This window comes from Myceligenerans indicum, assembly GCF_016742955.1.
In the GTDB taxonomy this organism is placed as follows: Bacteria; Actinomycetota; Actinomycetes; order Actinomycetales; family Cellulomonadaceae; genus Myceligenerans; species Myceligenerans indicum.
The window spans coordinates 1-13,265 of record NZ_JABBYC010000033.1 but is presented as its reverse complement, the minus strand read 5'-3'; the positions used below and the strand labels follow the sequence as shown (position 1 = coordinate 13,265).

Genomic DNA, 13,265 nt, shown 5'->3' with positions numbered 1-13,265 from the left:
GAACATCGGCTCGGTCATACCACCAGCGCGTCCCGGGTCCCCTGCGGCACGTCACGAGTGCACCGTTGGATTCGGCCCAGCGCGAGCCGCGAGCCGAGGAGCAGCCCGTAGGACCGCACCGCGTGCAGCGCGTATGCACTGCACGTGGGAACGAACCGACAGCGGGCCGGGAGCCGCGGTGAGACGTACCGCTGATACACGCGAACCGCGCCGATACCGATCCAACGCGCACCCCACCAGCGCCCGGGCCGCACGAAAGCGCGATGGGGCGGTTCCGCCAACGCGACACGATCGAGGACGCGATGCGGCCACGAAACGTGCTCGTTGGGCGCCTCCATGAGTGCCGTCGGCTCGGTCCCCTTCGCCCGGGTCCACTTCCCCAGGGCCCGCTTCTCCCGGACCTCCTTCGCCCGGCGGAACCGCTGGCGCAGCACGTCGCGACATGACGTACGCCGGTCGGGCAGCAGGTCGCACCCCAGGTCCAGCACATCGTCCGGACCACACCCGCAGGGCTTCGGCGTGAGCCGGTCGGTGTCCGTGTCCCCGCACCCGCCACAACCGGGGTCGCAGGCGTCCATCACCACGCATCACCCGGCCCTTCCGGGGCGAGCGTGACCCAGAGCCTGCGGTACGCCGGCACGAGGACGCCGTGCGCGGGCCGCCGTCGTCCCACGACCATCCGGCGGCCTGTCGCGGCGAGCGGCGCGAGCGCGTCCAGCACGGCCTCCACCTGCGCCATCGCCAGCGGCATCCCGAGGCAGAAGTGCGGGCCTGCCCCGAACCACAGGTGCCGCACGTCGGGGTCCGCGGGCCGGTCCGGATCGAACTCGCCGACGGCACGGCAGCAGTTCACCGTCGCGATCACCACCCGGTCCCCTGCGCGCACCCGTTGTCCACCGACGACGGTGTCGGCCCGCACCGAACGCAGCATGGCCGGGCTCGGCACGGTCACGCGCAGGGCCTCTTCGACGACGCGGTGGCGCAGCCCTCGGCGGGACGCCTCCACGCCCGGGCCGGGCTCCCCCACGCCGCCGTCCACCCCCAGCAGCCGCTCCATCCACCCGGTGTCGTGCGCGATGGCGAGCAACCGCGGCACGAACGACTGGATCGTCTCGGTCCCGGTCAGCACGAATGCTCCCACGGCGCCCATCGCCTCGTGCTCCGAGAGCCCGAGCCCACGCATCCGCCCGGGCACCGTCGACTCGTCGCCCACCCGGTACGCCTCGCGCGCCGATGCCGTGAGACCGCCCAGCACGCGGCGCGCGTGCACCACCTGCGACGTCGTCAGCCGGCGCCGATGCAGCCGCACCATTCCCGTGACGGCCTGCGCCGCGGCCATCGAGTCCCGCACCGCCGCGTCGGTCGGCGACAGCCCCACCAGCCTGCAGATCACCGCCCCGGCCTGGGCCGCGACGACACCGGCGAGATCCACGGCCTCACCCGCGTCCAGACGCGCCACCATCTCGGGTAGCGCTCCCCCGCTCGCCTGCCCGCGCGATCCGGCCCCGCGTGCCCCGACCACCTCCCGGTCCCTGACCAGCTCCCGCACCGCGCGCGGCGCGAAGATCGGCCCGAGCGCCCGCCGCATCGCGGCATGCTCGGCACCCTCCATGTTCAACAGCACGGACGGGCCCAGGATCGGCGTCCACAGCTCCGACGGCGATCCGGGCCCCACCTTGGAGAAGTGCTCCACGTCGAGCAGCACCTCACGTGCGATCGCGGCGTCGCTCACCACGAGCCCGACCCGCGGGATCCTCGCCACCGGACGCCTTCGGAGCGCCCGCACCGCCGGGTACGCGACAGGATGCGCCGCCCGCTGAACGCGCTCCTCCCAGCGGGTCTCACCCCCGCCGGCGGCACCAACCCCGCCGCCCCTCACCGGATGTCCACCACGTCTGGCCGGTACCGGTGGTCCGCATACCACCCCAGCGTCCGCACCACGCCCCAGGCATGCACCCGTCGTGTGGAGGCCCGCACCCACACCTCCGGGTGCTCGCCGTACGCGGTGGTCAGCCGGCGCACCGCATTGACCAGGGCACGGTCCTCGTGCACGTCCTCGATCCTGGTCCGCGGGAACCCCCCGGCCCGCTGGTACAGGTCCGCGGTGATCGCCAGGTTGCACCCTGGCGCCATCACGTAGGGCCCCAGGTACCCCTCACCCCGGTTGCCTGGCCTGACCTTGCCGAACGCACTCGCCAGCCGGACCACGCCGGCCAGCACGGCCTGCTGGACGCGGGACACGGGACGGTCGTCCGTCCGGGGCACGAGCCGCCCGGCGATGAGTTCGTCCCCGGCCTGGAACGCGGTCCGGACCGCCCGCGTCCACTCCGGCGGCGGCAGGCAGTCGGCATCGGTCCGGGCCAGCAGGCCGGCGCCGCCGGTGATCGCCTCCCGCATCCCCGTGTCGGCGGCGGCGCCCGTCCCCTTCTGCGGCTCGTGCACCAGCCGCCACCGCGCCGCGCGCCCCAGCCGCTCGACGGTCGTCCGCACGAGCTCGGCCGTCCCGTCGGTCGACCCGTTGTCCACGACGACCAGGTCGAAGTCGTCGTCCTCCTGCGCGTGGAGGGCCTCGAGCGTCCTCGCGATCCCGCTCTCGTGCGCCTCGTTCAACGCGGGGACGACGACGGCGAGCCGTGCCTCCCGCACGTCGGACCCACCACCTCGGCCTCCGTCACGGGTCACCACCGCACCACCATCGCACCCATGCTGATCCCGCCGGCGAGCCCGACCAGGAGCGCCACGTCCCCGCGCCGCAGGCGCCCCGCCTGCTGCGCGAGGCTGAGCTGCAGCGGCAGGGTCGCGGAGGCCACGTTGCCGTGGTCGGCGACCGTCACGATCGTGCGCTCCCGTGCGACGCCGAGGCTCTCGAACACGTCGTCCAGAGAGGCCACCGCCACTTGGTGCACCGCGACGAAGCCGACGTCGTCCCAGGTCACGCCGGCCTTCGCCAGTGCCTCGACGACCACCTCCGGCCCGAGCTCGCCGAAGGCCTCTCGCAGCCGCGACCCGTCGATCTCGAAGTAGCTGCGTTCCGCGTCGCGCGGGTTGACCGTCCCCCCGCCCGGCAGCATCCCGACGTCCCAGTGCTCGGAGGCAGCCGTGAACGCCGAGGCCAGAATGCCCGACGGCGCCTGGCCGGCCAGTCCCGCGAGCTCCGTGTCCGCGTCGCCGCACCTCTCGACGAGAACCGCGGCACCGGCGTCGGACATCGTGTAGCCCGGCGCCGACAGCGCGTAGGTCTTCCTGTCGGGAACGTCCCAGCGCACGGCTCGGCTCGGCACCTCGCCGCAGGCGATCAGGACACGCCCGTACCGCCCGGTACCGATCAGGGCCTCCGCCACCTCGATGCCGTTCAGCACCGAGTTGCAGGCGTTCTTCACGTCCATCACCGGGCAGGAGGCGCCGAGCTTCGCCGCCACGATGTGGCTCGTCGCCGGCTCGACCATGTCCTGCGAGGCCGAGGCGAAGATCAGCAGGTCGACGTCGGACACCGTCAGCCCGGCTCCGGCCACCACCTGCCGTGCCGCGGCGACGGCGAGGTCCGACGCCTGTTCGTCCGCGGCGGCGACATGCACCCGGCGCGCGCCGGTGAGCCGGGCCACCATCGGGACCCGCGGCACGACCTCAGGGTTCCGCCGATGCAGGTCACGCTCGGCCTGAGCGACGTCGCGCGTCTGCGCGGGCAGGTGAACGGCAACACCGGCGATCCTGGCGACAGGCCCTGTCGGCTCCGGTACGACGGCGGTCGAGGGCGCGACGGCGGTCGAGGTTTCTATCTGCACCCGGCACACGGTAGCGACCACGACCGACATCACGACGTGCTCGTGGCCGCCCGTTCGTAGATCCGGCGCACGACGTCCTCGACGTCCGGCTCGGCGATCGTCAGGTCCAGCACCTCCACCCGTTCCGAGACGGCCGCGAGCACGCGCGCCGCGGTCGTCGCGGCGGGGTCGAACGCGAGCTGCTGCCGCAGCCCGCCGCCCTCGCTGCGCAGGTGGCGCGCTCCCGGCACCTCCAGGTCGCCGTGCGGTTCCGCGAGGTCCACGATCAGCACACGCTCCGCGCCGACGGTCCGCCCCAGCCCGTCGAGGGTCCCGTCGTAGGCGAGCCGCCCGTGGTCGACCACGAGGACCCGGTCGCACAGACGCTCGACGTCGCCCATGTCGTGCGTGGTGAGCAGCAAGGTGGTGCCGTGCTCGGCCCGCTCACGCACCAGGAACTCACGCAGCCGCTGCTTGGACAGCACGTCCAGCCCGATCGTGGGCTCGTCGAGGATGAGCAGTTCGGGCCGGTGCAGCAGAGCGGCGGCCACCTCGGCGCGCATCCGCTGCCCGAGCGAGAGCTGGCGCACGGGGGTACCCAGGTAGTCGCCCATGTCGAGCGTCTCGACGAGCTCGTCGGTGCGGGCGCGCTCCTGCCCGCGGGACAGCGAGTGGATGGCCGCCAGGATGCCGAAGGACTCGCGCACCGGCAGGTCCCACCAGAGCTGCGACCGCTGCCCGAACACCACCCCGATCCGGCGCGCGAGCCGTCGGCGGTCCTTCACGGGCCGCAACCCGCAGGTGGTGACCTCGCCGGTGCTCGGGACGAGGATCCCCGCCAGCATCTTGATGGTGGTCGACTTCCCGGCGCCGTTGGCGCCGATGTACCCGACCGCCTCACCAGGAGCGATGCTCCAGGTCATGTGATCGACAGCGGTGAGCCGCCGGACCGTGAGCCCGTTGCGCACCCGGAATTCGCGGGTCAGGTCGCGTACCTCCACGCTGCCGGCCGCTGCCGGCCGCGCCGTTTCCGTCCTGGTCATCCTCCGCCTCCCTGATAGTGCCGCACTCCCGAACACCACGCGAACAGCCCGAACGCCCAGGACCACGCGGCGGCGACCGGGGCGAACCAGCCGAGCCACGCGGGCAGCCAGGGCGCTCCCGGCTCACCGAGCAGCAGCATCGCGGGCAGGTAGGCGCAGAAGGCCATGGGGAACACGAACCCGAAGATCACCGTGATGCCGCGCAGCCAGACCGTGGCAGGCTGGGTGGACGCGTGCCTCCCGCCGTACACGAACGCGTTGGTCACCTCCTGCGCGTTGAGCAGGAAGAACTGCAGCCCGCCGGCCCCGACGTAGTTCGCGCAGAAGATCGCGAACCCGCACACCAGGGACAGAGCCAGCAGGACCACCGTCCGCGGCCCCCAGTCGACGTCGTTCACGACGAGCGCGCCGACGAGGACGACGACGGCCACCGCGGACCGCCCCAGGCGACGCAGGCTGATGTCGCTGGTGACCAGTTGCGCCAGCAACGGCTGCGGCCGCAGGTACAGGATGTCGACGGTCCCGGCGCGGACCTGCTGCGCCAGGTTGTCGACATGGCCGAACATCATGTCGGCGCTCGAGAACGCGAGCTCGGCCAGTCCGAGCACGAGCAGGGCCTGGGCGAGGTCGAGGCCGCCGAGCGTGCCGTTCGCGGCGGAGAAGAGCACAACCACCTCGGCCATCTCCGTCAGCCCGACGACGGCGGCGCCGACCAGGTCCGCGCGGAAGCTCGTGCGATAGGCGCGCTGTGCACGGACCCGGGAGGCGAGCACGGCGAGGTACGGTCGCAGGGCGGCACGCACCTGGCCTCGCGTCTCGGCGAACGCCCCGTCACCCACCCTGGACCTCCAGCTTGCGACGCCCCAGCCGCGTGGTCACCGCGCCCGCCGCGAGCGCGAGGGCGAGCCAGCCCGCCTGCGCGCCGATGAGCGCCAGCGCGTCGAGGCCCGTCGTGCGGCCGCTGAGCACGTCGATCGGGTACATCATCACCGCGGGGAACGGCGTGGCAACGGCGATCATCCGCAACCAGTCCGGGAACAGCCAGACCGGCGTGATGAGGCCGGTCAGCAGTCCGGCCACGCCCATGTACAGCCCCTGGAGCCCACGCACCTCCACGAGCCAGAACCCCGCCGTGCCGAGCAGGTAGGTCAGGGTGTGCGAGAGCGTGATCCCGAGCACGAGGCTCACGGCGCCCAGCACGTACGGCAGCGCCTCGGACGGCATCGCCATGCCCACCAGGAGGACGCCCACACCGACGCTGGGCAGGCCGCGGGGGATCAGCGCGAACAGGCCGCGGCCGACGTCGTCCGCGATGCTCGCGAGCTGCACGTCCGCGGGACGCAGGAAGTCGACGGCGATGTCACCGGACTTGATGCGCTGGGCCGAGAGGGGCAGGGACCAGATGTTCACCGACCCCAGCAGTCCCTGGCTCAGCCAGACATAGGCGGCCATCGTCCCGGCGGTGTAACCGCCGATCGCGGCGCCATCACCCACGAGCGTCAGCAGGATCCCTGACTTGAGCAGCCCGAACGTCGCGTTCGCGAGCAACCCGGCGAACGCGGCGGGAAGGTAGCGCGACTGCGTGCGGAAACCCGCCGCGAGGATCCTGGCGTAGACGCGCACAATCGCAGGACGGTACCGGGATCCGGGCCACGTGTCCCGGCATTTTCCGATCGGGTCAGGCGTCCCGCGGTTCCTCAGCGCGCCGGAAGCCGGGACAGGTCCCGCACCGCGCCCTTGTCGGCGCTCGTGGCAAGGGCGGCGTACGCGCGCAGCGCGGGCGACACGTACCGGTCCCGCGCCGCGGGCTGCCACGGGCGCTCGGACGCCTCCATCTTGACGCGGCGTTCCGCGAGCACCTCGTCCGGCACGTGCAGCACGATGGACCGCTCCTCGACGTCGATCGAGATCTCGTCGCCGTCCTCGACCAGCCCGATCGTGCCGCCGGCGGCCGCCTCCGGGGAGACGTGCCCCACGGAGATGCCGCTGGACCCACCCGAGAAGCGTCCGTCGGTGATGAGCGCGACCTGCTTGCCCAGGCCGCGGCCCTTGATGAAGGAGGTCGGGTACAGCATCTCCTGCATGCCCGGCCCGCCGGCCGGCCCCTCGTACCGCACGACGACGACGTGCCCCGGCTCGACCTGCTTGGACAGGATCTTGTCGACGGCCTCGTCCTGCGACTCGCACACCAGCGCCCGCCCGCGGAACCGGAACACGTCCGGGTCGACGCCCGCCGTCTTGAACACGGCGCCGTCCTCGGCGATGTTGCCGCGCAGCACGGCGAGGCCTCCCTCGACGGTGTAGGCGTGCTCGACGTCGCGGATGCAGCCCTCGGCAGCGTCCGTGTCCAGCGACTCCCAGCGGTTCGACGTGGAGAAGGCCTGCGTGGTGCGCACGCCGCCGGGCGCGGCGTGGAACAGTTCGAGCGCCTCGTCGGTGGCCTTGCCGCTGCGGATGTCCCAGTCGTCGAGCCACTCACGCATGGTGGGCGTGTGCACGGTGGTGACCTCGCGGACCAGCAGCCCGGCCCGGTCCAGTTCGCCGAGCAGCGCGGGGATCCCGCCGGCGCGGTGCACGTCCTCCATGTGGAAGTTCGGGTGGTTCGGCGCGACCTTGCTCAGGCACGGCACGCGGCGGCTGAGGTCCTCGATGTCGGCCAGCGTGAAGTCGACCTCGGCCTCCTGGGCCGCGGCCAGGACGTGCAGCACCGTGTTCGTGGAGCCCCCCATGGCCACGTCGAGCGCCATCGCGTTGAGGAAGGCGTCCTTGGTCGCGATCCCGCGCGGGGAGGCGGTGTCGTCCTCCTGCTCGTAGAAGCGACGGGTCAGGTCGACGATGGTCCGTCCGGCGTTGAGGAAGAGTTCCTTGCGCGCGGTGTGCGTGGCGAGAGTGGAGCCGTTTCCGGGCAGCGAGAGGCCGAGTGCCTCGGTGAGGCAGTTCATCGAGTTCGCGGTGAACATCCCCGAACAGGATCCACAGGTGGGGCAGGCGTTCTCCTCGACCAGCCCGAGCGCCGTGTCGTCGACGTTCTCGTCAGCCGAGTAGTTGATCGCGTTGACCAGGTTGAGGTGCGTCTTGGCGACGCCGTTCGCCACGACCGCCTTGCCGGCCTCCATCGGCCCGCCGGAGACGAAGATCGCCGGGATGTTCAGCCGCAGGGCGGCGTTGAGCATGCCGGGGGTGATCTTGTCGCAGTTGGAGATGCACACCAGCGCGTCGGCGGTGTGCGCGTTGACCATGTACTCCACCGAGTCGGCGATGAGGTCGCGGCTCGGGAGCGAGTAGAGCATGCCGCCGTGGCCCATCGCGATGCCGTCGTCGACGGCGATGGTGTTGAACTCCTTGGCCACGCCGCCCGCCTCGCGGACGGCGCCCGCCACGAGGTCGCCCATGTCCTTGAGATGGACGTGCCCGGGTACGAACTGCGTGTAGGAGTTCGCGATCGCGATGATCGGCTTGCCGAAATCCTCCGAACCCATGCCGGTGGCGCGCCAGAGGGCGCGAGCACCCGCCATGTTCCGGCCGTGCGTGGAGGTGCGGGAGCGCAGCGGACGACTCATGCGGTCACGATAGTCCCGCCGTCCACCGGCTGACATACCGGGGCCACAGTGCGGACAGGGTGCGAACCGGTGCGAACCCGGCCGCGCTCACTGGGACGCGCGGCCTCGCCATACGGCCCGTCGCGGATCCATCATGGCGCGTAAACGTTTTATGGCCTGCCGCGGAATGCCGTGGGCGCATCACGATGCGGCGCATGACTTCCACCAGGACAGCCGCACCCACCACCCCCGTCGTCGCCCCTGACCCGGCAGGCGCCAGAATGCTGGCCGTGTGCCGCATCCTGCTCGGCTTCGTGTTCCTGTGGCCCGCGCTCGACAAGTCGTTCGGGCTCGGGTACGCCACCCCCGCCGACGCCGCGTGGCTCACCACGGGCAGCTCACCCACCGCCGGGTACCTGGGCCACGTGACCGGCCCGCTGGGCGGGTTCTTCGGGGGCCTGGCGAGCCCGGTGTCCGACGTCCTGTTCGTCGCCGGGATGTTCGCCACCGGCACCGCCCTGATCCTGGGTGTCGGGCTGCGGGTCGCCGCCGTGTCCGGGACGCTCCTCATGATCCTGCTGTGGCTCTCCACCTGGACGTTCGCCCCCGGCTCGACGAACCCGGCCGTCGACACGCACGTGATCTACGCGAGCCTGGCGATCACCCTCGCCGCCGCGCGGGCCGGAGACCGGTGGGGACTCGGCCGCGCCTGGGCAGCCTCGGGCATCCCCGGCAGCCGCACCTGGTTGCGCTGACGTGCGGGCCTCCGGGTCGGGTCAGGCGCTCGTGTCGGAGTACTCGTCCTCCAGGACGCTCATCACGTAGGCGTCCGACCAGCCCTGACCGTCCGGGTAGACGTCCCGCAGCCGCCCCTCCTCACGGAAGCCGAGTGACTCGTAGAGCGCCTTGGCCCGAGGGTTGATGCTCAGGACGTCCAGACCCACCCGGTGCAGGTGGGGGCCGGGGTGCTCCGGGCCGCCGACGAAGGCGAACCGGAGCACCTCCTCGATCGCCTCGCGTCCGTAGCCACGGCCACGGTAGTTCGGCAGCATCTGCAGCCTGAGATTCGCCGAGCGCGCGTCCACGTCGATGCCGTTCAGCACGATCTCACCGATCAGCTCGTCGCTGACCGGCACGCCGTCACGCATCGCCGCCGGGACGATCGCCCAGTCGAACCGTCCGGGGCGGTCCGAGACGGTGGCCGCCCACTTGTCGATCTGCTCGCGGGTGAAGGTCGCGGTGGTCCCCGTCAGGCGCATGCCCTCCGGGTCCTGCACCCCCTCCCAGAGGCGGTCGGCGTCGCGTGGTTCGATCGGCCGCAGGCGCACCAGCTCGCCCCGCAGCTCAGGCCCTCTGGTCACTGCCCGATCCGCTCCAGCACGAGTTCACGCACGCGCTTCGCGTCCGCCTGCCCCTTGGTCGCCTTCATGACGGCACCGATGATCGCGCCGACGGGGCCTTGGTTGCCGCCACGGACCTTCGCGACGACGTCGGGCTGCGCGGCGAGCGCCTCGTCGATGGCGGTCAGCAGCGCGCCGTCGTCGGACACGACCTCGAGCCCGCGCGACTGCACGACGGCGGCCGGGTCACCTTCTCCCGCGAGGACCCCGTCCAGCACCTGGCGCGCCAGCTTGTCGTTGATCTTCCCGCCGGCGATGAGCTGCTCGAGCTCGGCGATCTGGGCGGGAGTGACTGCCATGGACTCGAGCGGGACGTCGGCCTGCTTGGCGCGACGGGCGAGTTCACCCATCCACCACTTGCGGGCACCGGCCGGGGTGGTGCCCCCGGCGACGGTCGCCTCGATGAGGTCGAGCGCGCCGGCGTTGACGACGTCGCGCATCTCGGCGTCGGCGTACCCCCAGTCACCCTGCAGCCGACGACGGCGCGCGGCGGGCATCTCCGGCAGACCGGCGCGGATCTCCTCGACCCAGTCGCGGCTCGGCGCGACGGGAACCAGATCCGGCTCCGGGAAGTAGCGGTAGTCCTCCGCGTCGGACTTCACGCGGCCCGGCGTGGTGACACCCGTGTCCTCGTGCCAGTGCCGCGTTTCCTGGACGACGGTGTCACCCGCGTCGAGGACGGCGGCCTGGCGGGAGATCTCGTGCCGCACCGTGCGCTCCACCGAGCGGAACGAGTTGACGTTCTTCGTCTCGGTACGGGTGCCGAGCGGGGCTTCCGGTCCGGTGCGCAGGGACACGTTCACGTCGGCGCGCACGTTGCCGCGCTCCATGCGCGCCTCGGACACGTCGAGTGCGCGGAAGATGTCGCGCAGCGTCTGCACGTACGCCCGCGCCACCTCGGGTGCCCGTTCCCCGGCGCCCTCGATGGGCCTGGTGACGATCTCCACCAGCGGGATGCCCGCGCGGTTGTAGTCGACGAGGCTGTACTCCGCGCCGTGGATGCGGCCGGCGGTGCCACCCACGTGGGTGTTCTTGCCGGCGTCCTCCTCCATGTGCGCGCGCTCGATCTCGACACGGAAGGTCTCGCCGTCCTCGAGCTCGACGTCGATCCAGCCGTCGTAGGCGATGGGCTCGTCGTACTGCGAGGTCTGGAAGTTCTTCGGGACGTCCGGGTAGAAATAGTTCTTCCGGGCGAACCGGCAGGACTCCGCGATCTGGCAGTTCAGAGCGAGGCCGATGCGGATCGCGTACTCGACGGCCGTGCCGTTGACCACGGGCAGCGCACCGGGCAGGCCCAGCGACACGGGGGTGGTCTGCGTGTTCGGCTCGGCCCCGAACTCGACCTCGGCCGCGCAGAACATCTTGGTCCTGGTGCCGAGCTCGACATGCACCTCGATGCCGAGCACCGGGTCGTACCGGCGCACGGCGTCGTCGTAGGCCACGAGGTCGGTGGTCGGTACGGCGGTCATCGGGTCAGCTCCGTGGTCTTCAGCTCGGGGGCCTGGGCCAGCAGCGGCCCGCCCCAGGTCTTCTCGAGCGACGCCTCGAGGGCGGCACCCACGCGGTACATGCGGTCGTCGGCCTTCGCCGGGGCGAGGATCTGGAAGCCGACCGGGAGCCCGTCGTCGGACAGGCCGTTCGGCACGGAGACCCCGGGTACACCGGCGAGGTTGGCGGGGATCGTCGCGACGTCGTTGAGGTACATCGCCAGCGGGTCGTCGAGCTTCTCACCGAACTTGAACGCCGTGGTGGGTGCGGTGGGCGACACAAGGACGTCCGCCTGATCGAACGCGGCGGCGAAGTCACGCTGCACGAGTGTGCGCACCTTCTGCGCGCTGCCGTAGTAGGCGTCGTAGTACCCAGCGCTCAGGGCGTAGGTGCCCAGGATGACGCGCCGCTTGACCTCGTCGCCGAAGCCCGTGCCGCGCGTCGCCGCCATGACGCGTTCCGCCGTCACCGGCCCCTCGGAGGGCTGGACCCGCAGGCCGAACCGCATGCCGTCGAACTTCGCGAGGTTGCTGGAGGCCTCCGCGGGCATGATCAGGTAGTACGCGTCGAGGGCGTAGGTGAAGTGGGGGCAGGAGACCTCCACCACCTCGGCGCCCAGGGCACGCAGTGTGTCGAGCGACTCCGCGAACCGCGCGCTCACACCCTCCTGGTAGCCCTCACCCGAGAGCTCCTTGACGACGCCGACCCGAAGTCCCTTCAGGTCGCCGGCCGCGCCCAGGCGGGCCGCGTCGGCGAGCCGGGGCAGCGCCTCGGGGATCGACGTGGAGTCGCGGGGGTCGTGACCGCCGATGAGTTCGTGGAGCAGGGCGGCGTCCAGCACGGTACGGGTGACGGGGCCGGCCTGGTCGAGGCTGCTCGCCATGGCGATCAGTCCGTAGCGCGAGACACCGCCGTAGGTGGGCTTCGCGCCGACCGTCCCGGTGACGGCTCCCGGCTGCCGGATGGAGCCGCCCGTGTCCGTGCCGATCGCCAGCGGTGCCTCGAAGGCGGCGACCGCGGCGGCCGAACCGCCGCCGGACCCGCCGGGGATGCGGTCGAGGTCCCAGGGGTTCCTCGTGTTCCCGTAGGCGGAGTGCTCGGTGGAGGAGCCCATCGCGAACTCGTCCATGTTCGTCTTGCCAAGGATCGGCAGGCCGGCGGCCTTGATGCGCTCGACGAGGGTGGCGTCGTAGGGCGGGATCCAGCCCTCGAGGATCTTCGAGCCGGCCGTGGTGGGCAGCCCCTTGGTGACGACGACGTCCTTGATCGCGATCGGTACGCCGGCCAGCGGGCCGAGCTCGTCTCCGGCGGAGCGCCGGGCGTCGACGTCCGCGGCGGTCGCCAGTGCCTCCTCGGCGCTCACGTGGAGGAAGGCGTTCAGGTCGCCGTCGACCTCGGCGATACGGTCCAGGTGGGCCTGGGTGGCCTCGACGCTGGAGACGGTGCCGTCGGCGAGGGACGCCGCGAGTTCGGACGCGCTCAGGCGCGTGATGTCAGTGGTCATCTCTCACTCCTCGCCGAGGATCTGCGGGACGAGGAACCGGCCGTCCTCCTGCTCCGGGGCCGCAGCCAGCACATCCTGCTGCGAGAGAGCCTGCTGCGGGACATCGTCGCGGAACACGTTCGTGAGCGGGATCGGGTGGCTCGTCGCGGGGACGTCGGCGGTGGCAACCTGGCTGACGCGGGCGATCGACTCGACGATGACGTCGAGTTCGCCCGCGAGGCGGTCGACCTCGTCCGGGCGCAGATCGATCCGGGCCAGGCCCGCGACGCGCGCGACCTCGTCTCGGGAGATGGTGGACATGCCGCAAGTCTAGTGGCGATGCGGGCCCTGGACCGCGTCCGGTGGCGTGATGCTGGTCCGGAAATGACTCGAGGCCCGCACCGTTTCGGGTGCGGGCCTCGAGTGAAAGGGAGTCCGGCGGCGTCCTACTCTCCCACCCCCTGTCGAGGGCAGTACCATCGGCGCTGTAGGGCTGAGCTTCCGGGTTCGGAATGGAGACCGGGCGTTTCCCCTACGCTATGACCGCCGTA

The 13,265-nt window shown here is 71.8% G+C and carries 13 protein-coding genes and 1 rRNA gene; 1 reads left to right on the top strand and 13 read right to left on the bottom strand.

Features of this window, described 5'->3' with window-relative positions; genetic code table 11:
• Positions 1–14 precede the first annotated feature (14 nt).
• The 8 genes from yidD to ilvD all read right to left on the bottom strand — a co-directional run bounded on the left by yidD (position 15) and on the right by ilvD (position 8,364).
• Positions 15–338 (bottom strand): membrane protein insertion efficiency factor YidD, encoded by a 324-nt coding sequence (gene yidD, locus HGK34_RS15465; protein ID WP_201849079.1) that lies wholly within the window; start codon positions 336–338, stop codon positions 15–17.
• Positions 339–577: 239 nt separating this feature from the next.
• Complete coding sequence (locus HGK34_RS15460; protein WP_307815994.1) at positions 578–1,762, bottom strand: cytochrome P450; 1,185 nt, start codon at positions 1,760–1,762, stop codon at positions 578–580.
• A gap of 113 nt (positions 1,763–1,875) precedes the next feature.
• Complete coding sequence (locus HGK34_RS15455; RefSeq protein WP_307815993.1) at positions 1,876–2,682, bottom strand: glycosyltransferase family 2 protein; 807 nt, start codon at positions 2,680–2,682, stop codon at positions 1,876–1,878.
• Entirely contained in the window at positions 2,679–3,782 is a 1,104-nt protein-coding gene (locus tag HGK34_RS15450) for a 3-oxoacyl-ACP synthase III family protein (RefSeq protein WP_307815992.1), read from the bottom strand. The genes HGK34_RS15455 and HGK34_RS15450 overlap by 4 nt, the downstream gene beginning before the upstream one ends.
• 29 nt (positions 3,783–3,811) lie before the next feature.
• Positions 3,812–4,804 (bottom strand): ABC transporter ATP-binding protein, encoded by a 993-nt coding sequence (locus HGK34_RS15445; RefSeq protein ID WP_201849004.1) that lies wholly within the window; start codon positions 4,802–4,804, stop codon positions 3,812–3,814.
• Positions 4,801–5,643, bottom strand: coding sequence for an ABC-2 family transporter protein (locus HGK34_RS15440; RefSeq protein ID WP_307815991.1), 843 nt, complete (start codon positions 5,641–5,643; stop codon positions 4,801–4,803). Before HGK34_RS15440 ends, HGK34_RS15445 begins: the two co-directional genes overlap by 4 nt.
• Entirely contained in the window at positions 5,636–6,427 is a 792-nt protein-coding gene (locus tag HGK34_RS15435) for an ABC transporter permease (protein ID WP_307815990.1), read from the bottom strand. Before HGK34_RS15435 ends, HGK34_RS15440 begins: the two co-directional genes overlap by 8 nt.
• A 74-nt stretch (positions 6,428–6,501) precedes the next feature.
• Positions 6,502–8,364, bottom strand: coding sequence for a dihydroxy-acid dehydratase (gene ilvD, locus HGK34_RS15430; protein WP_201848995.1), 1,863 nt, complete (start codon positions 8,362–8,364; stop codon positions 6,502–6,504).
• A gap of 194 nt (positions 8,365–8,558) precedes the next feature.
• Here ilvD and HGK34_RS15425 point away from each other — a divergent pair, with 194 nt between their 5' ends.
• Complete coding sequence (locus HGK34_RS15425; protein WP_201848993.1) at positions 8,559–9,098, top strand: DoxX family protein; 540 nt, start codon at positions 8,559–8,561, stop codon at positions 9,096–9,098.
• Between the two features lie 21 nt (positions 9,099–9,119).
• Here HGK34_RS15425 and HGK34_RS15420 read toward each other — a convergent pair whose 3' ends face one another.
• The 5 genes from HGK34_RS15420 to rrf form a co-directional block, all read right to left on the bottom strand.
• Positions 9,120–9,704 carry a GNAT family N-acetyltransferase gene (locus tag HGK34_RS15420; RefSeq protein ID WP_201848991.1) on the bottom strand — a complete coding sequence of 195 codons (585 nt, stop codon included), beginning with the start codon at positions 9,702–9,704 and terminating at the stop codon, positions 9,120–9,122.
• Positions 9,701–11,212 (bottom strand): Asp-tRNA(Asn)/Glu-tRNA(Gln) amidotransferase subunit GatB, encoded by a 1,512-nt coding sequence (gene gatB, locus HGK34_RS15415; protein WP_201848989.1) that lies wholly within the window; start codon positions 11,210–11,212, stop codon positions 9,701–9,703. The genes HGK34_RS15420 and gatB overlap by 4 nt, the downstream gene beginning before the upstream one ends.
• Positions 11,209–12,735: an Asp-tRNA(Asn)/Glu-tRNA(Gln) amidotransferase subunit GatA gene (gatA, locus tag HGK34_RS15410; protein ID WP_201848987.1), complete on the bottom strand. Its 1,527-nt coding sequence runs from the start codon at positions 12,733–12,735 to the stop codon at positions 11,209–11,211. The genes gatB and gatA overlap by 4 nt, the downstream gene beginning before the upstream one ends.
• A gap of 3 nt (positions 12,736–12,738) precedes the next feature.
• The gene (gatC, locus tag HGK34_RS15405; protein WP_201848985.1) at positions 12,739–13,035 is read right to left on the bottom strand and encodes an Asp-tRNA(Asn)/Glu-tRNA(Gln) amidotransferase subunit GatC; all 297 of its coding nucleotides are present in this window, start codon (positions 13,033–13,035) and stop codon (positions 12,739–12,741) included.
• A gap of 112 nt (positions 13,036–13,147) precedes the next feature.
• A 5S ribosomal RNA gene (rrf, locus tag HGK34_RS15400) occupies positions 13,148–13,265 on the bottom strand.